Source organism: Pseudomonas schmalbachii, from assembly GCF_017589465.1.
GTDB classification, from domain to species: domain Bacteria; phylum Pseudomonadota; class Gammaproteobacteria; order Pseudomonadales; family Pseudomonadaceae; genus Pseudomonas; species Pseudomonas schmalbachii.
The window spans coordinates 113,290-137,813 of record NZ_JAELYA010000003.1 but is presented as its reverse complement, the minus strand read 5'-3'; the positions used below and the strand labels follow the sequence as shown (position 1 = coordinate 137,813).

Here is a 24,524-nt window from a genome sequence, read left to right as displayed (position 1 = left end):
CATGCGCGCGATTTTCTTTTTCGCGGGCATGGCCCGCTCCTACAGGGTGCGGCGGAGCAATCTGGTCAAACGATCCCTGTAGCGTAGAAGGTGCCGATCACCACGAAGACCGCCAGGGTCTTGATCACGGTGATGCCGAAGATGTCCTTGTAGGCCTCGCGGTGGGTCAGGCCGGTCACCGCCAGCAGGGTGATCACCGCGCCGTTGTGCGGCAGCGTGTCCATGCCGCCGCTGGCCATGGACGCCACGCGGTGCAGCACTTCCAGCGGGATGCCGGCGCTGTTGGCGGCGGCGATGAAGTCCTGGGCCATGGCCGCCAGGGCGATGCTCATGCCGCCGGAGGCCGAGCCGGTGATGCCGGCCAGCAGGGTGACGGTGACCGCCTCGTTGACCAGCGGGTTGGGAATGGCGCGCAGCGCGTCGGCCAGCACCAGGAAGCCCGGCAGCGAGGCGATCACCGCGCCGAAGCCGTATTCCGAAGCGGTGTTCATCGACGCCAGCAGCGCGCCGGAAACCGCCGTGCGGCTGCCCTCGGCCAGCTTGCTGCGGATGGCGCGGAAGCCGCACACCAGCACCAGCAGGATGCCCAGCAGCAGCGCCGCCTGCACTGCCCAGATGCCGGTCAGCTTGGCCACTTCGCTCTGCACCGGGGTGGCCATGCCGGCCAGCTGCAGGGTGTGGACCTTGCCGTAGAACTGCGGAATCCAGTGGGTGAACACCAGGTTGGAAACGCCCACCAGCACCAGCGGCGAGAGCGCCAGCAGCGGGTTGGGCAGGGCGATATCGGCGGCGGTTTCCGGCTCGTTGCGCAGGTTGCTGCCGTAGCCTTCGCCGGCGGCCTTGGCCTTGCGCAGTTGGCGATGCAGGAACAGCATGCCGGCGCAGAACACGAACAGCGTGCCGATCAGCCCCAGCCACGGCGCGGCCCAGGCGGTGGTGTTGAAGAAGGTGGTGGGGATGATGTTCTGGATCTGCGGCGTGCCGGGCAGGGCGTCCATGGTGAAGCTGAACGCGCCGAGGGCGATGGTCGCCGGAATCAGCCGCTTGGGAATGTCGCTCTGGCGGAACATCTCGGCGGCGAACGGATAGACCGCGAACACCACCACGAACAGCGACACGCCGCCGTAGGTGAGCAGGGCGCAGACCAGCACGATCACCAGCATCGCCTGGCTCGTGCCAAGCAGGCGGATGGCGGCGGCGACGATGGAGCGCGAGAAGCCGGACAGCTCGATCAGCTTGCCGAATACCGCGCCGAGCAGGAACACCGGGAAGTACAGCTTCACGAAGCCGACCATCTTCTCCATGAACACGCCGGTGAAGGCTGGCGCCACGGCGGAGGGATCGGTGAGCAGCACGGCGAGCAGCGCCGCGATGGGGGCGAAGAGGATGACGCTGTAGCCGCGGTAGGCGGCGAGCATCAGCAGGGCGAGTGCCGCGAGGGCGATGACCACACTCATTGGATGTCTCCAGGGCCGCGCGCTGCACCGGCGCGCACGGCATCGTTGTCGTTATGGGGCGGAATGGCGGAGATGTGGCGTTACCAGAGCGGCAGCACGTAGCTGAGGATCAGGCGGTTCTCGTCCAGGTCGCTGCCGAAATGACTGGAACGCACGGTGGCGTTGCGCCATTTCACGCCGACGTTCTTCAGCGGACCGCTCTGCACCACGTAGCCGATGTCGGTGTCGCGCTCCCATTCCTTGCCTTCCGGCTTGCCCGCGCCCAGGTCGATGTCGTCGCCGGACAGGTAGCGGGTCATGAAGGTCAGGCCCGGGATGCCAAGGGCGGCGAAGTCGTAGTCGTAGCGCGCCTGCCAGGACTTCTCATCCTTGTTGGCGAAATCGCCGATCTGCACGAAGTTGACCAGGAACGCGTCGGCGCCGCCGAGGTAAGCGTAGCCGGTGTCGCCGCTCATGGACTGGTAGCCGGCGCCGAAGCCATGGCCGCCCAGGGTGTAGGTGAACATGGCGCCGAACGCGCGGTTGTCGACGTTGCTGTGGCCGTCGTCGTCGGAACGGGCGAAGCGCAGGTCGCTCTTCAGCGACTGGCCCTCGGCGACGGGCAGCATGTGGACCAGGTTGACGATGTGCTGGTCGTAGAGCCCGTCGAGCTTCGCGTAGTTGTAGCCAGTGGTCAGCTGCGGGGTCCACTTGTAGCTGAGCCCGCCGAAATCGAAGCGGTCGGTGTTGGCGCTGGCGACGATGCCCTTGGCGCCGCCGGTGGTGACGGTCATGTCCTCGCTGTCGGAGGAGTCGCGCTGGCTGACCTGGCGCAGGCGGCCGGCGTCGATGGTCAGGCCGGCGAACTCGGCGGAGTTCAGGTGCGCGCCCTGGAAGGTCTGCGGCAGCAGGCGCGAGTCGTTGGCCAGCACGGTGGGCAGCTTGGGCAGCAGGGTGCCGACCTTCAGCACGCTGTTCGAGGCGCGCAGCTTGGCGGTCAGGCCCAGCTCGCTGTAGTCGTCGGCGGCACCGTTCACCTTCTCGCGATCACGCGGCAGCAGGCCGGAGCCGGCGCGGTCGGGGCTGGAGTCGAGCTTGACGCCGAGCATGCCGAGGGCGTCGACGCCGAAGCCGATGGGGCCTGCGGTGTAGCCGGATTCGTAGCGCAGCAGGAAGCCCTGGGCCCATTCCTCCTGCTTGGACTGGGCAGCGCCGTCCTGGCGGAAGTCGCGGTTGAAGTAGAAGTTGCGCAGTTCGAGGCTGGCCTTGCTGTCCGCGAGGAACTCGGCGGACGCCAGTGTCGGGAGGCTCAGGCTGGTGGCCAGGGTGGCCAGTGCGACGGCAGGGTTGAGCGAAGTTCTGCTCATGGATGGTCTCCTGAAGCAGCGCCGTGGCGAACCGGGTCGTGATGGCCGGTCGCATCGATGCTGCGGGGCATTGTTTTTATGTCGGCAGCGAATCCATCGCGCCTTGCCAGCCCTTTAGCGAGTTCTGTGCCAATAATTCAACTAATTGATTTTAAAGAAATTTTTATAGATTTGAGGGCGGTTGCCGGCAACCCTTGTCTCCGAATGGAGACTGGCGCGATAGATGGGCCGATGAAAACCCCGGAGAAAGGAGGGGTTATGCAAGTCTCCATATGGAGACTTATCTCTGTTTCAGGACGAAATGCCGAGCGCAGCCAGCTTCTTGTACAGCGTGGAGCGGCCGAGACCCAGGCGCCGTGCGGCCTCCACCACGTTGCCGGCATGCTCGGCGAGCACTCCGGCGATCAGTTCGCGCTCGAAGCGTTCGCGGGCGCCCTGGAAGTCTTCGCCGGGAGAGAGGGTGGTTGCCCGCTCCGCCGCTTCCGCCGGCAGCGGCTGCAGCACGCCGAAGGTGGCGCGCAGGGTGGCGGCGTCGAGCAGCGGCTGGTCGCTGAGCAGCACCGCGCGTTCCAGCAGGTTGCGCAGCTCGCGCACGTTGCCCGGCCAGGCGTGCTGGCGCAGCAGGGCGATGGCGCTGGCGTCCAGTTCGTGGCGGGCGTGGCCGCTTTCGCAGAGTTCTTCGAGGATCGCTTCGCACAGCGCGGGCAGGTCTTCCAGGCGTTCGCGCAGTGGAGGGATGTCGACCGGCAGGACGTTGATCCGGTAGTAGAGGTCGGCGCGGAAGCGGCCGTCGCGCACCGCCGCGTCGAGGTCGATGGAGGTGGCTGCGATCAGCCGGATGTCGCTGCGGATCACCTCGTTGGAGCCGACCGGTTCGTATTCCTTCTCCTGCAGCACGCGCAGCAGCTTGCTCTGCAGGTGCAGCGGCATGTCGCCGATCTCGTCGAGGAACAGCGTGCCGCCCTGGGCGATCTGCAGTTTGCCCGGACGTCCCTTGCGGTCGGCGCCGGTGTAGGCGCCCGGCGCGGTGCCGAAGAACTCCGCTTCCAGCAGGTTTTCCGGGATGGCCGCGGCGTTGATGCTGACGAAGGGTTTGTGCGCGCGCGGCGAAGCGCTGTGGATGGCGTGGGCGAGCAGTTCCTTGCCGGTGCCGGTCTCGCCGAGCAGCAGCACCGGCGCCTCGCTGGCGGCGCCACGGCGGGCGCGGCGCTTGACCTCCAGGCTGGCGGCGCTGGTGCCGATGAAGTGGCCGAAGCTGTACTTGGCCTGGCGCGCCTGCAACAGCGAGCGGGTCGAGGCCAGTTCGGCCTGCATGCGCTGGTAGCGGGTGATCAGCGGCGACAGCGAGCGCAGTTCGTCGAACAGGGCGAAACCGATACCGCCGATTACCTGTCCGGCGTCGTCGCGGATCGGCACGCGCATCACCACCAGCGGGTCCTTGGGCATGTCGAGGATGTCCAGCAGCATCGGCCGGCCGCTGCTCACCACCTCGCGCATCAGACTGCCGGGAATGACCTGCTCCACCGGCCGGCCGATGGCCTGCTCGGCACTCTCGAAACCGAAGCGCTGGGCGTAGCGCTGGTTGATCCAGACCACGCGGGCCTCGCGGTCGACGATCACCGTGCCTTCGCTGAACTGCTCGAAGATTTCGAAGAGCGAGCGGATCGCCAGTTGGCGAACGCTCTGGTAGTCCTTGAGGCTGTCGATATCGGTCATGGGCGGCCCGGGTGGGAGAAGGCGAAGGGCGCACTGTACCGGGATGTGGCGGATGGGTCAGCAGGGGCGGGGGCGGAGCAACTGTCTTAACTACGTGGCTGGGCCAGAGCTCGCGTAGGTTGGTGCTGAGCTTGCGAAGCCCAACGATGGCGATGTTGGGCTTCGCGTTGCTCAGCGCCAACCTACGGTGGGCATTGCAGCCCGTAGGAGCGGTTCGGTGACTCAGGCTTTCGCCAACCGCGCGCGGGCGACCCGCGAGCCGTTCGGCTTGTCGAGCACGGCGCAGATGCGCTGGCCGGCGGCGATCAGGGCGTCGAGGTCGATGCCGGTGTGGATGCCCAGGCCATTCAGCAGATACACCACGTCTTCCGTCGCGACGTTGCCGGTGGCGCCCTTGGCGTAGGGGCAGCCGCCAAGCCCGGCGACCGAGCTGTCGAACACGGCGATGCCTTCCAGCAGGCCGGCATAGATGTTGGAGACGGCCTGGCCGTAGGTGTCGTGGAAGTGCCCGGCGAGCTTGTCGCGCGGCACCTTGGTGCCGACCACTTCGAACATGTTGCGAGTCGCGCCGGCGGTGCCGACGCCGATGGTGTCGCCGAGGGACACTTCATAGCAGCCCATGGCGAACAGCTCGGCGGAAACGTCCGCGACCTGCTGCACGTCCACCTCGCCCTGGTACGGACAGCCGAGCACGCAGGAGACATAGCCGCGCACGCGAACATTGTGCTGGCGCGCCGCTTCCATGATCGGTACGAAGCGCTCCAGGCTCTCCTTGATCGAGCAGTTGATGTTCTTCTGCGAGAACGCCTCGGAGGCGGCGGCGAACACCGCGACTTCCTCGACCTTCGCTTCCAGCGCCGCCTCGAAGCCCTTCATGTTCGGCGCGAGGGCGGCGTAGGTGACACCGGCCTTGCGCTGGATGCCGGCGAAGACTTCCGCCGAACCGGCCATCTGCGGCACCCACTTGGGCGACACGAAGCTGCCGACCTCGATGTAGCCCAGGCCGGCGGCGGTCAGGTCATCGACCAGGCGTACCTTGTCGGCGACGCTGATCGGCTGTTTCTCGTTCTGCAGGCCATCGCGCGGGCCGACTTCGACCAGGCGGACTTTTTGCGGAATCGTCATGTTCTTCACCTTGTGTAGGGTGGATGGCGCCTTACCCATCCATCATTGTGCCAGTGCATCGGGGTAGCGACGTAGGTTGGGCTGAGCTTGCGAAGCCCAACGAGAATGGTGCAACGCCCGGCAGATGTTGGGCTTCGCTGCGCTCAGCGCCAACCTACGGGACCGTGCCATGCACAGGACTCCGTAGGATGGGTTGAGCGTAGCGATACCTATCGCAGCCGGCGTGTCATGCACCGAAGTTGCCACCGCCTTCGGCCTTTTCCTCCAGCTCGACCAGCACCGTACCTTCGCTGACCAGCTCACCCTCGCTGCAATACAGCGATTTCACCACGCCATCGTGCGGGGCGCGAATGCTGTGTTCCATCTTCATCGCTTCCAGCACCACCAGCGCGGTGCCGGCCTCAACGTGCTGGCCGGGCTCGACCAGGATGCGCACGATGCTGCCGTTCATGGGCGCGCCCAGGCCGCCGTGGTGGGCGTGGGCGGCTTCCGCTTCGGAGATCGGGTCGAAGCGCTGGATCGCCAGCATCTCGCCATTCCACTCCAGATACAGCGCATTACCCCGGCGCAGGGCCAGATGGCGATGGCGCTTGCCGTCGATGACGACTTCCAGCCACTCGCCATTCAGGCGGGCGAGCCGTGCGCCGCCGACATGGCGCATGCGCACCACATGCTGCTCGCCCTTGCAGGTCAGGTGCAGGTCGGTTTCCCCGGGCAGCACGTTGCGCCAGCCATTGCGCGCGGACCATGGCGAATGGGCGTCGTCCGCCCGCACATGACGGGTCACGCTCTGCACCCAGGCTTCTCCGGCCAGTTGCCAGAAGCTTTCCGGCAGGGCTGCGGGTGCAGGCAGCAGTTGGTCCTGATAGCGGCCGATGAAGCCGGTATCCAGCTCAGCCGCGGCGAAGGCCGGGTGCGCCAGAACGCGCTGGAGGAATGCCAGGTTGGTCTTCACGCCGCCGACGGCGGTATCCGCCAGCATCGACAGCAGGCGCGCGCGGGCTTCCTCGCGGGTTTCGCCCCAGGCGATCAGCTTGGCCAGCATCGGATCGTAGAACGGCGAAACTTCGTCGCCTTCGCGGATGCCGCTGTCCACCCGGCGACCGGCGCCCGCGGCGGGTTCGCGATACAGGTCGAGGCGACCGCTGGCGGGCAGGAAGCCGCCCTCCGGGTCTTCCGCGTAGAGGCGCACTTCGATGGCGTGGCCGTTCAGCGGCACCTGCGCCTGAGTGATCGGCAGGCGCTCGCCACGGGCGACGCGGATCTGCCAGGCGACCAGGTCGAGGCCGGTGATGGCTTCGGTGACCGGGTGTTCGACCTGCAGGCGGGTGTTCATTTCCATGAAGAAGAACTGCCCGCTGCCTTCGTCATAGAGGAATTCCACGGTGCCGGCGCCGACGTAGCCGATGGCCTGGGCGGCGCGCACGGCGGCTTCGCCCATGGCCTGACGCAGTTCCGCGTTGAGGCCGGGGGCGGGAGCTTCTTCGACGACTTTCTGGTGGCGGCGCTGGATCGAGCAGTCGCGTTCGTTGAGGTACAGGCAGTTGCCGTGCCTGTCGGCGAACACCTGGATTTCCACGTGGCGCGGCTTGGTCAGGTATTTCTCCACCAGCATGTGCGAGTCGCCGAAACCGGACTGCGCCTCGCGCTGCGCGGATTCCAGCGCCTCGGCCAGTTCGCTTTCGCGCTCGACCACCTTCATGCCCTTGCCTCCACCGCCGGCGGCGGCCTTCAGCAGCACCGGGTAGCCGATGCGCGCGGCTTCGCGCTGGAAGGTCGCGTAGTCCTGGTCGTCGCCGTGGTAGCCGGGCACCAGCGGCACGCCGGCTTCCTCCATCAGCGCCTTGGCCGCGGACTTGCTGCCCATCGCATCGATGGCGCTGGCCGGCGGGCCGAGGAAGATCAGCCCGGCCTCTTCGCAGGCACGGGCGAAGCCGGCGTTCTCCGAGAGGAAGCCGTAGCCGGGGTGGATGGCCTGCGCCCCGGCAGCCTTGGCAGCGGCCAGCACGGCATCGGCACGCAGGTAGCTTTCCGCCGGCTTTGCACCGCCGAGGTCGATGGCGATATCCGCCTCTTCCACATGACGGGCGTGGCGGTCGGTGGCGCTGTGCACGGCGACGGTGGTCAGGCCCAGCGCCTTGGCGGTGCGCATGACCCGGCAGGCGATTTCGCCGCGGTTGGCGACCAGCAGAGTGGTGATGGTCATTGGTTGTTCTCCTGCCAGGCCGGTTTGCGTTTCTCGAGGAAGGCATGCAGGCCTTCCTGGCCCTCTGGGCTGATGCGGATGCGGGCGATGGCGGCTTCGGTGTAGCGGCGCAGGTTCGGGGTCAGTTCGCCGGCGCCGATCTCGTGGAACAGCGCCTTGCACGCCACCAGTGCCTGCGGGCTGTTGTTCATCAGGTTGGCGACCCAGGCGTTGACCTGCTCATCCAGTTCGCCGGCCGGATAGCTTTCGGCGAGCAGGCCCAGTTCGCGGGCGCGGCTGCCGTTGAAGCGTTCGGCGGTCATGGAATAGCGGGTGGCGGCGCGCTGGCCGATGGCCTTGGTCACGAACGGACCGATGGTCGCCGGGATCAGGCCGATGCGCACTTCCGACAGGCAGAACAGTGCTTCGTCGGCGCCGATGGCCATGTCGCAGCAGGCGACCAGGCCGACCCCGCCGCCGAAGGCCGCGCCCTGCACCACGGCGAGGGTCGGTTTCTTCAGGTGGTAGAGGTTGTGCAGCAGTTCGGCGAGCTGCTGGGCGTCGGCGAGGTTGCCGTTGTAGTCGAGCTTCACCGATTCCTGCATCCACGCCAGGTCGGCGCCGCCGCAGAAGTTCCTGCCACGGCCGCGCAGGACCAGCAGGCGTACCTGCGGATCGTCGCTCACCACATCGAGGGCGCGGATCAGCTCGGCGATGGTGTCGGCGTTGAAGGCGTTGTTCTTTTCCGGGCGGTTCAGCCAGAGGGTGGCGACGCCGCGGTTGTCGATTTCGAGCTGGATGTTCTGGAAGTCTGTCATGTCGGCATGCCTTACATGCGGAAGACGCCGAAGCGGGTCGCTTCGATGGGCGCGTTGAGCGAGGCGGAGAGGGCGAGGGCGAGGACTTCGCGGGTCTGCGCCGGGTCTATCACGCCGTCGTCCCACAGCCGCGCGCTGGAGTAGTAGGGGTGGCCCTGGTGTTCGTACTGTTCGAGGATCGGCTTCTTGATCTTCGCTTCGTCTTCGGCAGACAGCGCATGACCGGCACGTTCGGCCTGCTCGCGCTTGACCTGGGCCAGCACGCCGGCGGCCTGTTCGCCGCCCATCACGCCGATCCGCGCGTTCGGCCACATCCACAGGAAGCGCGGATCGTAGGCGCGCCCGCACATGCCGTAGTTACCGGCGCCGAAGCTGCCGCCGATGATCACGGTGTACTTCGGCACCTGGGCACAGGCGACGGCGGTGACCAGCTTGGCGCCGTGCTTGGCGATGCCGCCGGCCTCGTACTTCTGGCCGACCATGAAGCCGGTGATGTTCTGCAGGAACAGCAGAGGGATGCCGCGCTGGCAGGCCAGTTCGATGAAGTGCGCGCCTTTCTGCGCGGCTTCGGCGAAGAGGATGCCGTTGTTCGCCAGGATCGCGATCGGATAGCCGTGGATATGAGCGAAGCCGCACACCAGGGTGGTGCCGAACAGCGCCTTGAACTCGTCGAATTCGCTGCCGTCGACCAGCCGGGCGATGATCTCGCGCACGTCGAACGGCTGCTTGCTGTCCACCGGGATCACCCCGTACAGCTCCTCGGCGGCGTACAGCGGCGCGCGCGGGGGCAGGGTGGTCAGCTTGCCCTGCTTGCTCCAGTTGAGGTTGGCGATGCAGCGGCGGGCGATCTCCAGTGCGTGCTCGTCGTCATCGGCATAGTGGTCGGCCACGCCGGAGACCTTGCAGTGCACGTCGGCGCCGCCCAGTTCCTCGGCGGTCACCACCTCGCCGGTGGCGGCCTTAACCAGCGGCGGGCCGGCGAGGAAGATGGTGGCCTGGTTGCGCACCATGATGGTCTCGTCGGACATGGCCGGCACGTAGGCGCCACCGGCAGTGCAGGAGCCCATTACCACGGCGATCTGCGGAATGCCCTGGGCGCTCAGGTTGGCCTGGTTGAAGAAGATCCGGCCGAAGTGCTCGCGGTCCGGAAACACTTCGTCCTGGCGCGGCAGGTTGGCGCCGCCGGAGTCCACCAGGTAGATGCACGGCAGGCGGTTCTGCTGGGCGATGGTCTGCGCGCGGATGTGCTTCTTCACGGTCAGCGGGTAATAGGTGCCGCCTTTCACCGTGGCGTCGTTGCCGACGATCATGCATTCCACGCCTTCTACGCGGCCGATGCCCACCACCACGCCAGCGGCGGCGACGTCCTCGCCATACACCTCATGGGCGGCGAGGGCGGAGAGTTCGAGGAACGGCGAGCCCGGGTCGAGCAGGCGGTTGATGCGCTCGCGCACCGGCAGCTTGCCGCGTGCGGTGTGCTTGGCGATGGCAGCGGCGCCGCCGCCTTCGTGGACGCGGCCGAGCACCGCGCGCAGGTCGTTCACCTGTTCGAGCATGGTCGCGGCGTTGGCGGCGAACTCGGGGGAGCGCGGGTTGATCTGGGTGTGAAGGATGGCCATGCGGGTGGCTCCTGGGATTCTTGTTGGTATCGGGCCTCTACGGCCCTGGTTCCCTCACCCTAGCCCTCTCCCGGAGGGAGAGGGGACTGGAAGGTGCAGGTTGATGCCATGGCGTCCGCCGGGAACTCCCTCTCCCCCTGGGAGAGGGCAGGGGTGAGGGGAAGGCGGCAGAGGGTCAGCGCGTCTCGTTGAACAGCTCGCGCCCGATCAGCATGCGGCGGATTTCGCTGGTGCCGGCGCCGATCTCGTACAGCTTGGCGTCGCGCAGCAGGCGGCCGGTGGGGAACTCGTTGATGTAGCCGTTGCCGCCCAGCAGCTGAATCGCATCCAGCGCCATCTGGGTGGCGCGCTCGGCGGTGTAGAGGATCACGCCGGCGGCGTCCTTGCGGGTGGTCTCGCCGCGGTCGCAGGCCTGGGCCACCGCGTACAGGTAGGCGCGGCTGGCGTTGAGCTGGGTGTACATGTCGGCGACCTTGCCCTGCACCAGCTGGAACTCGCCGATGCTCTGGCCGAACTGCTTGCGGTCGTGGATGTACGGAACGATCACGTCCATGCACGCCTGCATGATGCCGACCGGGCCGCCCGAGAGGACTACGCGCTCGTAGTCCAGGCCGCTCATCAGCACCTTCACGCCGCCGTTTTCCTTGCCGAGGATGTTCTCTTCCGGCACTTCGACGTTGTCGAAGAACAGTTCGCAGGTGTTCGAGCCGCGCATGCCCAGCTTGTCGAACTTGTTGCTGCGGCTGAAGCCTTTCCAGTCGCGCTCGACGATGAAGGCGGTGATGCCGTGCGGACCCTTGTCCAGGTCGGTCTTGGCGTAGATCACGTAGGTGTTGGCGTCCGGGCCGTTGGTGATCCAGGTCTTGCTGCCGTTCAGCACATAGCGGTCGCCTTTCTTCTCGGCACGCAGCTTCATGGAAACCACGTCGGAGCCGGCGTTCGGCTCGCTCATCGCCAGTGCGCCGATGTGCTCGCCGCTGACCAGCTTGGGCAGGTATTTCGCCTTCTGTTCGGCGTTGCCGTTGCGCTTGATCTGGTTGACGCAGAGGTTGGAGTGGGCGCCGTAGGAGAGGGCGACCGAAGCCGAGGCGCGGCTGATCTCTTCCATGGCGATCACGTGGGCCAGGTAGCCCAGCGCCGAGCCGCCGTATTCCTCTTCGACGGTGATGCCGAGCAGGCCCATGTCGCCGAACTTCTTCCACATGTCCATGGGGAAGGCGTTCTCGGAGTCGATCTGCGCGGCGCGCGGCGCCAGTTCGCTGGCGACGAAGCCACGCACCTGGTCGCGCAGCATGTCGATGGTTTCGCCGAGGCCGAAGTTGAGGGACGGATAGCTCATGGTTGCACCTTCTTTCTTGTATTCGGGGTGAGGGGGTCAGGAAGCGACGGTTGCTTTCTTGTCGGTTTCGGCCATGGCCGCCAGGCAGCGTTCTTCGGCCGTATCCAGTTCCAGCTGCATCTGCTGGATGTCCAGGAGTTGCTGATCGAGCTGCGCGCGGCGGGCGGAGATCTTCTCCATGAACGTTTCCAGCTGCTTGTGGTTGCCGCTGGGATCGTAGAGGTCGATCAGTTCCTTGCATTCGGCCAGCGAGAAACCGATGCGCTTGCCGCGCAGGATCAGCTTCAGCGCGACCAGGTCCTTCGGACTGTAGACGCGTTCCTGGCCGCGGCGCTCGGGGCTGAGCATGCCCTGTTCCTCGTAGAAGCGGATGGCGCGGGTGGTGACATCCAGCTCACGGGCCAGATCGGAAATGCTGTAGGTGATAGCCATTGGCTTGCTCGCTTGTTTACCTTTACGTTAACGTAAACCTGCGTCCGATCACTGTCAACTCACCACTCTCGAGATTTCGCTGCAGGAATTCAGAAGGGCTGGCGCAGGATTTGCCTGCCAGGCCGCGGTAAGCTTTCACTCATGGGGCATCCGCTGTACTGTCGGATGACCCGGGTGTAGACATCCCTCACCAGACTGCGAGCTCGACCGCTGGCGAACGGCGCGGAGCGCTCCGGAGCGATGCATGACCACCACTACAAGAACAATGAACGACGACCTCCTGCGTGACGCCCATCGGGCGCGCGAAAGACTGCAGAGTGATGGTGCGGTGCCCGCCGGTGTGCTGCGTGAGGAAATCGACGCCTCATGGCGGCGCAGCCGTGAACATGGCCTGGACTGCGACAGCGGCACCGAGCAGGTGCTGGACAGTCGCACCAAGCCGGAAATCCTCCTGGCCAACAACCGCCTGCTGCTGGATGCCGCCACCCCCGAGCTGGACTACCTGCATCAGCGCCAGGGCCAGGACGGCCTGATCATCCTCGCCAATGCCGACGCCACCATCCTGTCCGTGGAAGGTGCGCGCGAAGAGCTGAAGAGCCGCGGTCTTGCCGACATCACCCAGGGCGCCTGCTGGAGCGAGGCGGCGCGCGGCACCAATGCGCTGGGCACGGCGCTGGTGGAAGGGCGGCCGACGCAGATTGACTGCGGCGAGCACTATCTGGAACGCCTGAGCCGCTTCTCCTGCACCTCGGTGCCCATCGAAGGGCCGCAGGGCACGTTGCTCGGCGTGCTCGACATGACCCGCGAAGGCCCGCTCGCCGGCCCGCGCGAAAGCCTCTCGCTGCTCAGCCTGGCGGTGTGCCAGATCGAGGCGCGGCTGTTCACCGTCAGCCACCCCGGGCAGATCGTGCTGGCCTTCCATTACCGCCGGCAATTCCTCGACTCCGCCTGGCAGGGCCTGCTGGCGCTGAGCCTGGACGGCAAGGTGCTGGCGGTCAGCGGCCAGGCCTGCCAACTGCTCGGCATGCAGCGCGAGGCGCTGGTGGGCCGGCGCAGCGAGGAATTCCTCGGCATGCGCGGCGAACAACTGCTGGCGCGTCTGTCTCAGGGCGGCGTCGGCGCGATCCAGACGCCCAAGGGCGAGCTGTTCTACAAGACATTGCAGGCGCCGCTGCGCAGCCATTCGCTGTCCGTGCCGGCGCGCGTATCGGCCCGTCCGGCGCAGAACAGCCCGAGCCTGGAAGCCCTGGCTGGCGCCAACCCGCGCTATGCCCGCGCCCTGCGCATGGCCCGTCAGGGTCTGCTCAACGACCTGCCGGTATTGCTGCTCGGCGAGACCGGCAGCGGCAAGGAAGTGGTCGCCCGTGCCCTGCACCAGGCCAGCGCGCGCAGCGACAAGCCCTTCGTCGCGGTGAACTGCGCGGCGATCCCGGAAGGCCTGATCGAGTCCGAACTGTTCGGCTACCGTGAAGGCGCCTTCACCGGCTCGCGGCGCGGCGGCATGGTCGGCCGGCTGCAACAGGCCCATGGCGGCACGCTGTTCCTCGACGAGATCGGTGACATGCCGCTGGCCCTGCAGGCGCGCCTGCTGCGCGTATTGCAGGAGCGCAAGGTGGCGCCGCTGGGCGCGGGCGAAGAGCAGGACATCGACGTCGCGCTGATCTGCGCCACCCACCGCGACCTCAAGCGCCAGGTGGAGGAAAAGCACTTCCGCGAAGACCTCTACTATCGCGTCAACGGCATCAGTGTGCGCCTGCCGGCGTTGCGCGAACGTGACGATCTCGGCGCACTGGCCGTCAGCCTGCTGGAAAAACTGGGGGCGCGCGGCGTGAGCCTGAGCGACGAGTTCTCCGCCTTGCTGGCCGACTACCACTGGCCGGGCAACATCCGCCAGTTGGAGATGGTCCTGCGTACCGCGCTGGCGATGCGCGAGGAGGGCGAGGATGTGCTCGGTCTGGAACATCTGCCCGACAGCATGCTGGATGAACTGAGCGCCGGCGAACGGCCGCAGGGCGGCAGCATCCGCGAGAACGAGCTGGAGCTGATCCGCCAGTCGCTGGACCGCCACCAGGGCAACGTCTCGGCCGCCGCCGATGCGCTGGGCATCAGCCGCGCCACCCTGTATCGCAAGCTCAAACAACTGAGAAGCTGATGTTCTTCGTTCGACTGATCGAGAGTGACGACCCCAAGGCACTCAAGGACGCGTTGCACTGGTTGTACGGCTTCGTCCGCCCGCAGCGGCTGGCGATTCTCGGTCTGCTCGGCCTGTCGTTCTGCGCCTCGCTGCTGGTGCTGGCGCAGCCCTGGCTGACCAAGATGCTGATCGACGACGGCCTGCTCGCCCGCGACTTCCCGATGCTCGCGGGGGTCGCCGTGGCGATGATCCTGGTCGGGATTTTCGGCACGGCACTGTCCGGCCTCAACCGCTTCCTGCATACGCGGCTCTCCGGGCGCATCCTGTTCGCCCTGCGCGATGCGCTGTATCGCCACCTGCAGACGTTGTCGCCGACCTTCTTCGGCCGTCGGCGCATCGGCGACCTGATGTCGCGGCTGGATGGCGACGTCGCCGAGATCCAGCGTTTCGCCGTGGATTCCTTGTTTTCTGCCGTCTCCAGCGTGATCGGCCTGGTCGGCGCACTGGCGCTGCTGCTGACCCTGTCCTGGCAACTGTCGTTGCTGGTCGCGCTGCTGATCCCGCTCGATGTGCTCTGGCTGCGCTGGATGCGGCGCAAGGTCGAGCGCGAGGCGCGCAGCCTGCGCGAGCGTTCGGCGGACATGTCGTCGTTCTTCGTCGAAACCCTGCCGGCGATGAAGTTCATCCAGTCCGCCGGCCAGCAGGCCCGCGAATCGCGGCGTCTGGAAGGGCTCGGACAGGGCTACATGGGCCAGTTGCTGCGCCTGCAGCTCACCGAGTTCTTCACCCAGGCGGTGCCCGGCACGCTGATGTCGCTGTCGCGCGCCTGCGCCTTCCTGGTCGGCGGCTACTGGGTGATCCAGGGCAGTTGGCAGCTTGGCTCGCTGATCGCTTTCTCCACCTACCTCGGCATGGCCATCGGCCCGGTGCAGAGCCTGCTCGGCCTCTATGTGGCGCTGCAGCGGATGACCGTCAGCCTCGGCCGGGTGATGGAGCTGCGCAGCGAACAGCCAGGCGTACAGACGCCCGCGCAACCTCGGCCGATGCCGGCGATTGGCGAGCTGCGTTTCGAGAATCTCGGTTTCAGCCACGCCGGCCGCGCCCAGCCGATCCTGCGCGAGGTGAACGCACAGATTCCCGCCGGGGTGAAGCTGGCGCTGGGCGGTGCCTCCGGTGTCGGCAAGTCGACCCTGATCGACCTGCTGCAACGCTTCTACGATCCGGAGCAGGGCCGCATCCTGCTCGACGGCGTCGACCTGCGCGAACTGGACCTGTTCGAACTGCGCCGGCGCATCGCCGTGGTCAGCCAGGATATCGTGTTGTTCCGCGGCAGCCTGGCGGACAACCTTTCCTACAGCGCGCCCGACGCCAGCCGCGAGGAGATCGCCCGCGTTGCCGCACTGGCGCGTCTCGACAGCCTGATCGAATCCCTGCCCGAAGGACTCGACAGTCCGTTGGGCGAGCGCGGCCAGCAGCTTTCCGGCGGGCAGAAACAGCGCATCGCCATCGCCCGTGCTCTGCTGCAGGACCCGCTGATCCTGGTGCTCGACGAAGCCACCTCGCAGGTCGACGAGGCCACCGAGCGCGAGGTGATCGCCGCCATCGACCGGCTGTTCGCCGGACGCACGCGCATTCTCATCAGCCATCGTCCCTCGACCCTGGCCGAGGCCGATCTGCATTTCGAGCTGGAAGACGGCAATCTGCGTTCGCGCACCGTCGCGCAGGTGGTGAACGAACATGGGCAATGAACTGCATATCGGCATCGTCGACAGCGGCCATGCGCCGGAGCAGGCGGGGCTGGTGCTGGCCGGGCGGCGTTTCTTCCTGACCGACGACGGCGTGGGTGAAGGCGAGCTGGTCGCCGATGCGCTCCGGCATGGCAGTGCGGTATTGCAGGCCATCGCCTCGCGCGCGCCGGCTGTGCGCTTCAGCGTGGCCCAGGTGTTCGACGGGCGCGGCGTGACCAGCCCGCTGCAGATCGCCGCGGCGCTGCATTGGCTGCGCGAGCGCGGGGTGCGGCTGGTCAACCTCAGCCTCGGCGTGCGCCAGGACCGGCCGCTGCTGCGCGAGGCGGTGGCGGCGCTGGTAGCCGATGGCGTGCTGGTCTGCGCGTCCAGCCCGGCGCAGGGCGAGCCGGTGTTCCCGGCCAGCTATCCGGGTGTGATCCGGGTGACCGGCGATGCGCGCTGCGGGGCGGGGGAATGGTCATGGCTGGATACCCGGCAGGCGGATTTCGGTGCCGCCGTCAGCAGCGGCGGGCAGGCCGGCTCCAGTCTCGGTTGTGCGGCGCTCTGCGGACATCTGGCGGCGCTACTGGCCGAACATCCCGAGGCCGACAATGCATGGCTGCTGCAGCGGATGCGCGAAGGTGCTGCATATAAAGGAAGAGAATTCAGGGTGGCGCCGTGACTAGTTGTTTCCCTCACCCCAACCCTCTCCCGGAGGGAGAGGGAGCAGTTCGGAGTGTTTCGGTGGGCACGGCTTTTCACCCCGCGCCAGACAGTCCCCTCTCCCTCCGGGAGAGGGCTAGGGTGAGGGAACAGGCCCGCCGACATCCCAAGGAATCCGCCTGATGCCCCAAATCCTGATCCTCGGCGCCGGCCCCGCCGGAGCCGCCACCGCCCTCGGCCTGCGCCGTCTCGGCTATCCGGTAGCCGTCGTCAGCGAATGGCGCCGCTTCGCCGCCGTCGAAGGCATCTCCCCACGCGTGCTGGACGGCCTGCGTAATGCCGGCCTGGTCCACGCGCTGGCCCATGCCGCGCCGCCATCCCAGCGCCAGGTGACCTGGAACGGGAAACGGAGTGCGCAGAACGTCGAACTCATCCTCGACCGTCCGCGTTTCGACAGCGGCCTGCGCGAGGACCTGCAGGCCGCAGGTGTGGAGGTGATCGAAGGCCGGGTGTTGTCGGTGGAGTCGTCCGCCGAAGGGCATCGCGTGTGCCTCGATGGCGGCGCGGAGTTGCAGGCGGATTTCCTTGTCGAAGCCCGTGGCCGCCAGGCACCGTTGAATACCAAACAGGGCAAGGCCCTGCGCGGCCCGGAAACCCTCAGCCTGCTGAACCGCTGGCAGGGCGAACACGGTGCGGTGGCTAGCGCGGTGGAAAGCCTGGAAACCGGCTGGGCCTGGATGGCGCGGTTGGCCGATGGCCGCTGCTACTGGCAACTGACCCTCGACGTGGCGAGCACTGAACTGCCCGGCAAGGAGCAGTTGCTCGACTACTGCCGCGAGCGCCGCCAGGCTTCGCGGCTGGCCAGGGAGTTCTTCGGCGATGCGCCGGAGTCCGAACTGGAACTGCACGCCCGCAGCAGCACCGCCACCCTCTGCCTGGAGGCCTGCGGCAACAACTGGATTCGCGTCGGCGATGCGGCGATGGCGGTGGACCCGCTGTCCGGCAATGGCATCTTCCAGTCGCTGTCCTCCGCGTTGCAGGCGCCGGCGGTGATCAACACCCTGCTGCGCACCCCCGAGCGCGCGGAACTGGCGAAGCGTTTCCATCAGCAGCGGGTGGAACAACTGTTCCTGCGCTTCGCCCGCGTCGGCCGGGACTTCTACGCCGAGGAACGGCAATGGTCGGATCGCCCGTTCTGGCGAGCGCGGCGTAACTGGCCGGACGACCAGCCAAGCCACGCCGAGCCGGACTTCGCCGCCCTGCGCATCGAGCGCGCACCAGTGCTGCGCGACGGCCTGGTGGACGAAGCCGAAGTGGTGATCAGCCCCGACCAGCCCCTCGGTATCTGGCACCTGCAGGGCCTGGAACTGGCGCCCTGGCTGCGCCGCCTGCACAACGAACCCGTCGAACAGGTGCTGGCCGATCTTCCCGCCGAGCAGCGCCGGCTATTTCAGGGGTGGCTGCTGTCCCAGGGGTATCGCCCCTAGGGAATAGCCTGTTGCGCGGGCGCCCGCCGCTATCAAATCGTGCGGGAGAAGCGTTCGCTTTGACCGGCGCCCAGATAGGCATCAAAGGCCATCGCCACGCTGCGCATCATCAGGTGGCCCTGGGGCAATAGCAGCAGCGCGTCGTCCCGGATCTCCACCAGACCGTCGGCAGCGTGGTCTTCCAGCCGGGACAGCGAGTCGCGGAAGTATTCCTTGAAATGGATGCCGTGGCGCGCCTCGATAGCCCTGAAGTCGATACGCCCCTGGCACATCAGGGCACTGATCACGTCGCGGCGCAGCTTGTCGTCGGCATTCAGGCGATAGCCGCGATGCACCGGCAGCAGCCCCTGGTCGATACGTGCGTAGTACTGCGACAGCTCCTTGACGCTCTGGGCGTAGCTGTCGCTCACCTTGCCGATCGACGATACGCCCAGGCCGATCAGGTCGCAGTCGGCATGGGTGGAGTAGCCCTGGAAGTTGCGCTGCAGCGTGCCTTTCTCGCGGGCGCGGCTCAGTTCGTCATCGGGCAGGGCGAAGTGGTCCATGCCGATGTAGACGTAGCCCGCCGCCGTCAGGCGCTGGATGGTCAGTTCCAGCAGCTCCAGCTTGCGCTCGGGAGGCGGCATGTCCTCGCGGCGAATCAGGCGCTGGGCGCGCACCAGTTCCGGCAAGTGGGCGTAGCTGTAGGTGGCGATGCGATCGGGACGCAGGGCGATGATCTTGCTCAGGGTGGCATCGAAGCTGGCCACGGTCTGCAGCGGCAGGCCGTAGATCAGGTCCACCGATACCGACTTGAACCTGGCCTCGCGGGCTGCGGCGACCAGGTCGTAGATCTGCTCCTCGCTTTGCAGACGATTGACCGCTGCCTGTACCTGCGTGTCGAAATCCTGCACGCCGAAGCTGAGGCGGTTGAAGCCCTCGGCGCGCAGTTCGGCAATGCGTTCGCGGCTGATGGTGCGGGGGTCGACCTCGATGGAGAACTCGTGGTCGTCACTGTCGTCCAGATTGAAATGCTCGTGCAGGCAGGCCATCACCTCGTGGAGCTGTTCGCTGCTCAGGTAGGTCGGAGTACCGCCGCCCAGATGGAGCTGGGTCAGCCTGCGCGACGTGTCGAACAGCGCCGCCTGCATGGCGATTTCGCGCTTGAGGTAAGCCAGGTACTCGACGGCGCGGTGGGTCTTCTGGGTGATGATCTTGTTGCAGGCGCAGTAGTAGCAGAGGCTCTTGCAGAAAGGGATGTGGATGTAGACCGACAGCTGCTTGGCCGGCGCCTGGTTGCTCCGCTCGGCGGCTTGCCGGTAGTCATCCACGGCGAACGCCGGGTGGAACTGCGGCGCGGTCGGATACGAGGTGTAGCGCGGACCGGGTCGGTCGTATTTCTCGACAAGGGAACGGTCGAAGCTCAGCGACTGAGCCATCCTGATTTCCTCCTTCGGTGCCTGAGTGGGGAGAGCGATGGATTCTTGCCGGCAACTGCTATGAGGAGTAGGGCGGGGCCCATGATCTTGTGGCTGATCATGAAAATACCACAGTGGGCGCATGGGAAAAGTCGCTCAACGGGCTCCGCGAGCCTGCAGGCGACTGGAGGGCAACGCCAATGGGCGTGATACACTGCGCCGCTATATCAGCCTATCCAGCCAAGGGCCGTTCAAAGGTTCGCAGGCGCCGCGAAAAATCGTCCATATGTAGCGAAAATGCGGGTATAGAACCGGCAAGATAGCCGGTCGCGGCTGAATATCATCACGCGCTGGAACGGGGGAGCGCATGCGGCTGAAGTGCATCAAGCTGGCGGGATTCAAGTCCTTCGTCGATCCGACGACGGTGAGCTTCCCAAGCAACATGGCGGCGGTGGTCGGCCCCAACGGTTGCGGAAAATCCAACATCATCGACGCCGTTCGCTGGGTAATGGGCGAGAGTTCGGCGAAGAACCTTCGTGGTGAGTCGATGACCGACGTCATCTTCAACGGCTCGAACACCCGCAAGCCGGTGACCCAGGCGTCCATCGAGCTGATCTTCGACAACTCCGACAACACCCTGCTCGGCGAGTACGCCGCCTACGCGGAAATTTCCATCCGCCGTCGCGTCACCCGCGACGGGCAGAACACCTATTTCCTCAATGGCAGCAAATGCCGCCGCCGCGACATCACCGACATCTTCCTCGGCACCGGCCTGGGGCCGCGCAGCTACTCGATCATCGAGCAAGGGATGATCTCCAAGCTGATCGAGGCGAAACCCGAGGACCTGCGGAATTTCATCGAGGAAGCCGCCGGCATCTCCAAGTACAAGGAGCGCCGCCGCGAAACCGAGAACCGTATCCGCCGCACCCAGGAAAACCTGGCGCGCCTGAGCGACTTGCGCGAAGAGCTGGAACGGCAGCTGGAACGCCTGCACCGCCAGGCGCAATCGGCGGAGAAATACCAGGAATACAAAGCCGAAGAGCGGCAATTGCGCGCGCAACTCGGCGCCTTGCGCTGGCGCGACCTGAACGAGCAGGTCGGCCAGCGCGAACGGGTGATCGGCGACCAGGAAGTGGCCTTCGAGGCGCTGGTGGCCGAGCAGCGCAGCGCCGATGCCAGCATCGAGCGCCTGCGCGACGGCCATCACGAACTGTCCGAGCGCTTCAACCAGGTGCAGGGCCGCTTCTATTCGGTTGGCGGCGACATCGCCCGCGTCGAGCAGAGCATCCAGCACGGCCAACAACGTCTGCGTCAGTTGCAGGACGATCTGCGCGAGGCCGAGCGGGCGCGTCAGGAAACCGAATCGCACCTCGGCCACGACCGCACTCTGCTGGCGACCCTGGGCGAAGAGCTGGCCATGCTCGCGCCGGAGCAGGAAGTCAGCGCTGCGGCCGCCGAGGAAGCCAGCGCGGCGCAGGAAGAAGCCGAAACCGGCATGCATGACTGGCAGCAGCGCTGGGATGCCTTCAACCAGCAGAGCGCCGAACCGCGCCGCGAGGCGGAGGTGCAGCAGTCGCGCATCCAGCATCTGGAGCAGAGCCTGGAGCGGCAACTGGACCGCGAGCGCCGCCTGGGCGACGAACGCGGGCAACTGGCCGCCGATCCGGAAGATGCGGCGATCCTCGAACTCAACGAACAGTTGGCAGCGGCCGAGCTGGGCCTCGAAGAGTTGCAGATCGAAGAGCAGGAACTGGTCGAACGCCTGGAACAAGTGCGCCAGGCGCTGCAGGACAGCACCGCGCAGCAGCATCAGGCGCAGGGCGAGCTGCAGCGCCTGAACGGCCGCATCGCCTCGCTGGAAGCCTTGCAGCAGGCCGCGCTCGATCCGGGTGCCGGCGCCGCCGACTGGCTGCGCGATCAGCAACTGGCCGAACGCCCGCGTCTGGCCGAAGGATTGCGCGTGGAGCAGGGCTGGGAACTGGCGGTGGAAACCGTGCTCGGTGCCGATCTGCATGGCGTGCTGCTGGACGATTTCCAGGGGTTGGCCTTCGACACGCTGGAGAAGGGCGAGCTGCGCCTGCTCGATCTGGGTCGCAGCGTCGCCGCCGTGGCCGGCAGCCTGCTGGACAAGGTGCAGGCGGCGTTCGACCTGTCTCCGTGGCTGGCCAGGGTGCGTCCGGTGGAAACCCTGGAGCATGCCCTGGCTCGCCGTGGCGAGCTGGGCGAGGGCGAAAGCCTGGTCAGTCGCGATGGCTACTGGGTCGGCCGGCATTTCCTCCGCGTGCGCCGTGGCGACTCCGCCGACAGCGGCGTGCTCGCCCGTGGCCAGGAGCTGGAGCGCCTGCATGGCGAGCGCGAGGCGCTGGAAATGCGTCTGGGCGAGGTCGAGGAGCAACTGACCCGCCAGCGCGACGAGCAGCGTCAGTCCGAAGAGCGTCGCGAGCAACTGCGCCGGCGTATCCAGGACGAAAGCCGCCAGCAGGGCGAGCTGAAGGCGCGCTTGTCCGCCCAGCAGGCCAAGGTCGAACAGCTCGTCCTGCGTCGTCGCCGGCTGGATGAAGAGCTCGCTGAGCTGTCCGAGCAGCGCACGCTGGAGCAGGAACAGGTAGGCGAGGCGCGCCTGCAACTGCAGGAAGCGCTGGATGCGATGGCGGTCGATACCGAGCGTCGCGAAGGGCTGATGGCCGAGCGCGATGGCTTGCGCGAGCGCCTCGACCGGATGCGCCAGGAAGCCCGCCAGCACAAGGACCAGGCCCACCAGTTGGCCGTGCGCGTCGGTTCGCTGCGCGCCCAGCACGAATCCACCCGCCAGGCGCTGGAGCGTCTGGATACCCAGGCGGTGCGCCTGAACGAACGCTGCGAGCAGCTCAGCCTCAATCTGGAGGAGGGCGCCGCGCCGCTGGAAGAGCTGCGCATGCGCCTGGAAGAGCTGCTGGAGCGGCGCATGGGCGTCGAGGAAGAGCTGAAGCAGGCGCGCCTGGCCATGGAAGACGCCGACCGCGAGCTGCGCAATGCGGAAAAACGCCGGACCCAGGCCGAACAGCAGTCGCAGTTGTTGCGCGGCCAGTTGGAGCAGCAGCGCATGGAATGGCAGGCGCTGAGCGTGCGGCGCAAGTCGGTGCAGGAACAGCTCCATGAGGACGGCTACGACCTGCACACGGTGCTCGGCGGCCTGCCGGGCGATGCCGGCGAAAAGGTCTGGGAAGAGCGCCTGGAAGGCGTGGCCGCGCGCATCCAGCGCCTGGGGCCGATCAACCTGGCGGCGATCGACGAATATCAGCAGCAGTCCGAGCGCAAACGCTACCTGGATGCGCAGAACGACGACCTGGTGGAAGCGCTGGAAACCCTGGAAAACGTCATCCGCAAGATCGACAAGGAGACCCGCAACCGCTTCAAGGAAACCTTCGACCAGATCAATGCTGGCCTTCAGGCACTATTCCCCAAGGTTTTTGGCGGCGGTCACGCTTATTTGGAACTTACCGGCGAAGATCTACTCGATACCGGGGTGGCGATCATGGCGCGCCCGCCGGGCAAGAAGAACAGCACCATCCATCTGCTGTCCGGTGGCGAGAAGGCCCTGACCGCGCTGGCGCTGGTTTTCGCCATCTTCCAGCTCAATCCGGCGCCGTTCTGCATGCTCGATGAGGTCGATGCGCCGCTGGACGACGCCAACGTCGGACGTTATGCCCGGCTGGTGAAGGAGATGTCGGAGAAAGTGCAGTTCATTTATATCACCCACAACAAGATCGCCATGGAGATGGCCGATCAGCTGATGGGGGTGACCATGCACGAGCCAGGCTGTTCGCGTCTGGTTGCGGTGGATGTGGAAGAAGCTGTCGCGCTGGCCGAGGCGTGAGTCGGGGCCGCGCTGCTTAAATACATAACCTGTTGATTCAATAGGAGTTGTATTCGTGTTCGAGGCGAATCCGAATTGCTTGCAGAAAGTTGCAAAGACCTCTACAGACTGGAACGGGGTACGTGTAAAGTTACGTTCTGGCATGCTAGCTTAATGCCCACATTGTATTGCGTGGAAAACCTCAGCCTTTACATGAAGTTCATTCCACGGTTCAAGGGATAGGAAATCCTTTTCTTCATCATCATTTTCATCAGGGGCAACGGGATTAAATGGATATCGGGCTACGCGAATGGCTGATCGTCATTGGGCTTATCGTGATCGCCGGCATTCTGTTCGATGGCTGGCGGCGAATGCGGGGTGGGAAGGGCAAGTTGCGCTTCAAGCTGGACCGCCACTTTACCAACCAGCCGGATGGCGACGACGACAATCCGGAATTGCTCGGCCCGTCGCGAGTGGTCGCGCACCAGGAACCCTCGCTGGACGAGCATGAGCTGCCCAAGGTCAGCGCGCGCGAGATGCGCGGCAAAAGTCGTGGTGAGCCACGCCAGGGTGACCTGAACCTCGACGATCCGGCGCCGAACCTGCTCGGTCCGCTGGATGAGGAAGACTTCCCCGATCCCCTGGCCGAGGCGCCGAAAGAGAAGCCCAAGGCCAGGGAGCGCAAGAAGGATCGCCAGGCAGCAGCGGCGGCAGCGCCTGCTCCGGCCGTGGCGCCCGAGGAAGTGCTGATCATCAACGTGATTTCCCGCGAGGAAGGTGGCTTCAAGGGCCCGGCGCTGCTGCAGAACATTCTGGAAAGCGGCCTGCGCTACGGCGACATGAACATCTTCCACCGCCACGAGAGCATGGCCGGCAACGGCGAAGTGCTGTTCTCCATGGTCAACGCGGTGAGGCCGGGCACTTTCGACCTGGACAACATCGACAACTTCAGCACCCGTGCGGTGAGCTTCTTCCTCGGCCTGCCGGGCCCGCGCCATCCGAAACAGGCATTCGACGTGATGATCGCGGCGGCGCGCAAACTGGCGCAGGAGCTGAATGGCGAACTGAAGGACGAGCAGCGCAGCGTAATGACCGCCCAGACCATCGAGCACTACCGCCAGCGCATCATCGATTTCGAACGCCGTGCCCTGACCCAGAAACGCTAACCTCAAAGCCGGAAGCGTGATGCCGAAAGCCGGAAGCGACGCCCCAGTCCCTTCCGGCTTTCGATTTTTCAGCGCCCA

General features: G+C 66.2%; 16 protein-coding genes. 6 read left to right on the top strand and 10 right to left on the bottom strand.

Annotation, left to right across the window (positions count from 1 at the left end; translation table 11 throughout):
- Positions 1–65 precede the first annotated feature (65 nt).
- From JFY56_RS09545 to JFY56_RS09505, 9 genes are all read right to left on the bottom strand, one after another.
- Positions 66–1,457 carry a GntP family permease gene (locus tag JFY56_RS09545; RefSeq protein ID WP_208313419.1) on the bottom strand — a complete coding sequence of 464 codons (1,392 nt, stop codon included), beginning with the start codon at positions 1,455–1,457 and terminating at the stop codon, positions 66–68.
- Positions 1,458–1,537: 80 nt separating this feature from the next.
- The gene (locus tag JFY56_RS09540; protein ID WP_208313418.1) at positions 1,538–2,803 is read right to left on the bottom strand and encodes an OprD family porin; all 1,266 of its coding nucleotides are present in this window, start codon (positions 2,801–2,803) and stop codon (positions 1,538–1,540) included.
- A gap of 291 nt (positions 2,804–3,094) precedes the next feature.
- Positions 3,095–4,519 carry a sigma-54 interaction domain-containing protein gene (locus tag JFY56_RS09535; protein ID WP_208313417.1) on the bottom strand — a complete coding sequence of 475 codons (1,425 nt, stop codon included), beginning with the start codon at positions 4,517–4,519 and terminating at the stop codon, positions 3,095–3,097.
- Between the two features lie 222 nt (positions 4,520–4,741).
- Complete coding sequence (locus JFY56_RS09530) at positions 4,742–5,644, bottom strand: hydroxymethylglutaryl-CoA lyase (protein WP_208313416.1); 903 nt, start codon at positions 5,642–5,644, stop codon at positions 4,742–4,744.
- A 226-nt stretch (positions 5,645–5,870) separates the two neighbouring features.
- Positions 5,871–7,850, bottom strand: a complete 1,980-nt coding sequence (locus JFY56_RS09525) for an acetyl/propionyl/methylcrotonyl-CoA carboxylase subunit alpha (protein WP_208313415.1) — start codon at positions 7,848–7,850, stop codon at positions 5,871–5,873.
- The gene (locus tag JFY56_RS09520) at positions 7,847–8,647 is read right to left on the bottom strand and encodes a gamma-carboxygeranoyl-CoA hydratase (RefSeq protein ID WP_208313414.1); all 801 of its coding nucleotides are present in this window, start codon (positions 8,645–8,647) and stop codon (positions 7,847–7,849) included. Before JFY56_RS09520 ends, JFY56_RS09525 begins: the two co-directional genes overlap by 4 nt.
- A gap of 11 nt (positions 8,648–8,658) precedes the next feature.
- Entirely contained in the window at positions 8,659–10,266 is a 1,608-nt protein-coding gene (locus JFY56_RS09515; protein WP_208313413.1) for a carboxyl transferase domain-containing protein, read from the bottom strand.
- 175 nt (positions 10,267–10,441) lie between these two features.
- Positions 10,442–11,605 (bottom strand): isovaleryl-CoA dehydrogenase, encoded by a 1,164-nt coding sequence (locus tag JFY56_RS09510; RefSeq protein WP_208313412.1) that lies wholly within the window; start codon positions 11,603–11,605, stop codon positions 10,442–10,444.
- 36 nt (positions 11,606–11,641) lie between these two features.
- On the bottom strand, positions 11,642–12,037 hold the full coding sequence (locus tag JFY56_RS09505; RefSeq protein ID WP_208313411.1) for a MerR family transcriptional regulator: 396 nt from the start codon (positions 12,035–12,037) through the stop codon (positions 11,642–11,644).
- A 265-nt stretch (positions 12,038–12,302) separates the two neighbouring features.
- Between JFY56_RS09505 and JFY56_RS09500 the strand changes: the two genes are divergently transcribed.
- From JFY56_RS09500 to qhpG, 4 genes are all read left to right on the top strand, one after another.
- A complete protein-coding gene (locus JFY56_RS09500; protein ID WP_236032521.1) occupies positions 12,303–14,189 on the top strand; it encodes a sigma-54-dependent Fis family transcriptional regulator in 1,887 nt (628 codons plus the stop codon).
- Complete coding sequence (locus JFY56_RS09495; protein WP_208313409.1) at positions 14,189–15,919, top strand: ABC transporter ATP-binding protein; 1,731 nt, start codon at positions 14,189–14,191, stop codon at positions 15,917–15,919. The genes JFY56_RS09500 and JFY56_RS09495 overlap by 1 nt, the downstream gene beginning before the upstream one ends.
- The gene (gene qhpE, locus JFY56_RS09490; RefSeq protein WP_208313408.1) at positions 15,909–16,580 is read left to right on the top strand and encodes a subtilisin-like serine protease QhpE; all 672 of its coding nucleotides are present in this window, start codon (positions 15,909–15,911) and stop codon (positions 16,578–16,580) included. The genes JFY56_RS09495 and qhpE overlap by 11 nt, the downstream gene beginning before the upstream one ends.
- 163 nt (positions 16,581–16,743) lie before the next feature.
- Entirely contained in the window at positions 16,744–18,048 is a 1,305-nt protein-coding gene (qhpG, locus tag JFY56_RS09485) for a flavin-dependent monooxygenase QhpG (protein ID WP_208313407.1), read from the top strand.
- Positions 18,049–18,080: 32 nt separating this feature from the next.
- On the opposite strand, the gene hemN is transcribed toward qhpG, so the two are convergent.
- Positions 18,081–19,466 carry an oxygen-independent coproporphyrinogen III oxidase gene (gene hemN, locus JFY56_RS09480; protein WP_208313406.1) on the bottom strand — a complete coding sequence of 462 codons (1,386 nt, stop codon included), beginning with the start codon at positions 19,464–19,466 and terminating at the stop codon, positions 18,081–18,083.
- Between the two features lie 346 nt (positions 19,467–19,812).
- Between hemN and smc the strand changes: the two genes are divergently transcribed.
- Positions 19,813–23,301 (top strand): chromosome segregation protein SMC, encoded by a 3,489-nt coding sequence (gene smc / locus JFY56_RS09475; RefSeq protein ID WP_208313405.1) that lies wholly within the window; start codon positions 19,813–19,815, stop codon positions 23,299–23,301.
- Positions 23,302–23,570: 269 nt separating this feature from the next.
- Positions 23,571–24,446 carry a cell division protein ZipA gene (zipA, locus tag JFY56_RS09470; protein WP_208313404.1) on the top strand — a complete coding sequence of 292 codons (876 nt, stop codon included), beginning with the start codon at positions 23,571–23,573 and terminating at the stop codon, positions 24,444–24,446.
- Positions 24,447–24,524 lie beyond the last annotated feature (78 nt).

What these genes read in the sequence shown, in the direction of transcription:
- JFY56_RS09545 (WP_208313419.1), bottom strand. Translation starts at nt 1,457, where the DNA reads ATGAGTGTGGTCATCGCCCTCGCGGCACTCGCCCTGCTGATGCTCGCC.
- JFY56_RS09540 (WP_208313418.1), bottom strand. Translation starts at nt 2,803, where the DNA reads ATGAGCAGAACTTCGCTCAACCCTGCCGTCGCACTGGCCACCCTGGCC.
- JFY56_RS09535 (WP_208313417.1), bottom strand. Translation starts at nt 4,519, where the DNA reads ATGACCGATATCGACAGCCTCAAGGACTACCAGAGCGTTCGCCAACTG.
- JFY56_RS09530 (WP_208313416.1), bottom strand. Translation starts at nt 5,644, where the DNA reads ATGACGATTCCGCAAAAAGTCCGCCTGGTCGAAGTCGGCCCGCGCGAT.
- JFY56_RS09525 (WP_208313415.1), bottom strand. Translation starts at nt 7,850, where the DNA reads ATGACCATCACCACTCTGCTGGTCGCCAACCGCGGCGAAATCGCCTGC.
- JFY56_RS09520 (WP_208313414.1), bottom strand. Translation starts at nt 8,647, where the DNA reads ATGACAGACTTCCAGAACATCCAGCTCGAAATCGACAACCGCGGCGTC.
- JFY56_RS09515 (WP_208313413.1), bottom strand. Translation starts at nt 10,266, where the DNA reads ATGGCCATCCTTCACACCCAGATCAACCCGCGCTCCCCCGAGTTCGCC.
- JFY56_RS09510 (WP_208313412.1), bottom strand. Translation starts at nt 11,605, where the DNA reads ATGAGCTATCCGTCCCTCAACTTCGGCCTCGGCGAAACCATCGACATG.
- JFY56_RS09505 (WP_208313411.1), bottom strand. Translation starts at nt 12,037, where the DNA reads ATGGCTATCACCTACAGCATTTCCGATCTGGCCCGTGAGCTGGATGTC.
- JFY56_RS09500 (WP_236032521.1), top strand. Translation starts at nt 12,303, where the DNA reads ATGAACGACGACCTCCTGCGTGACGCCCATCGGGCGCGCGAAAGACTG.
- JFY56_RS09495 (WP_208313409.1), top strand. Translation starts at nt 14,189, where the DNA reads ATGTTCTTCGTTCGACTGATCGAGAGTGACGACCCCAAGGCACTCAAG.
- qhpE (WP_208313408.1), top strand. Translation starts at nt 15,909, where the DNA reads ATGGGCAATGAACTGCATATCGGCATCGTCGACAGCGGCCATGCGCCG.
- qhpG (WP_208313407.1), top strand. Translation starts at nt 16,744, where the DNA reads ATGCCCCAAATCCTGATCCTCGGCGCCGGCCCCGCCGGAGCCGCCACC.
- hemN (WP_208313406.1), bottom strand. Translation starts at nt 19,466, where the DNA reads ATGGCTCAGTCGCTGAGCTTCGACCGTTCCCTTGTCGAGAAATACGAC.
- smc (WP_208313405.1), top strand. Translation starts at nt 19,813, where the DNA reads ATGCGGCTGAAGTGCATCAAGCTGGCGGGATTCAAGTCCTTCGTCGAT.
- zipA (WP_208313404.1), top strand. Translation starts at nt 23,571, where the DNA reads ATGGATATCGGGCTACGCGAATGGCTGATCGTCATTGGGCTTATCGTG.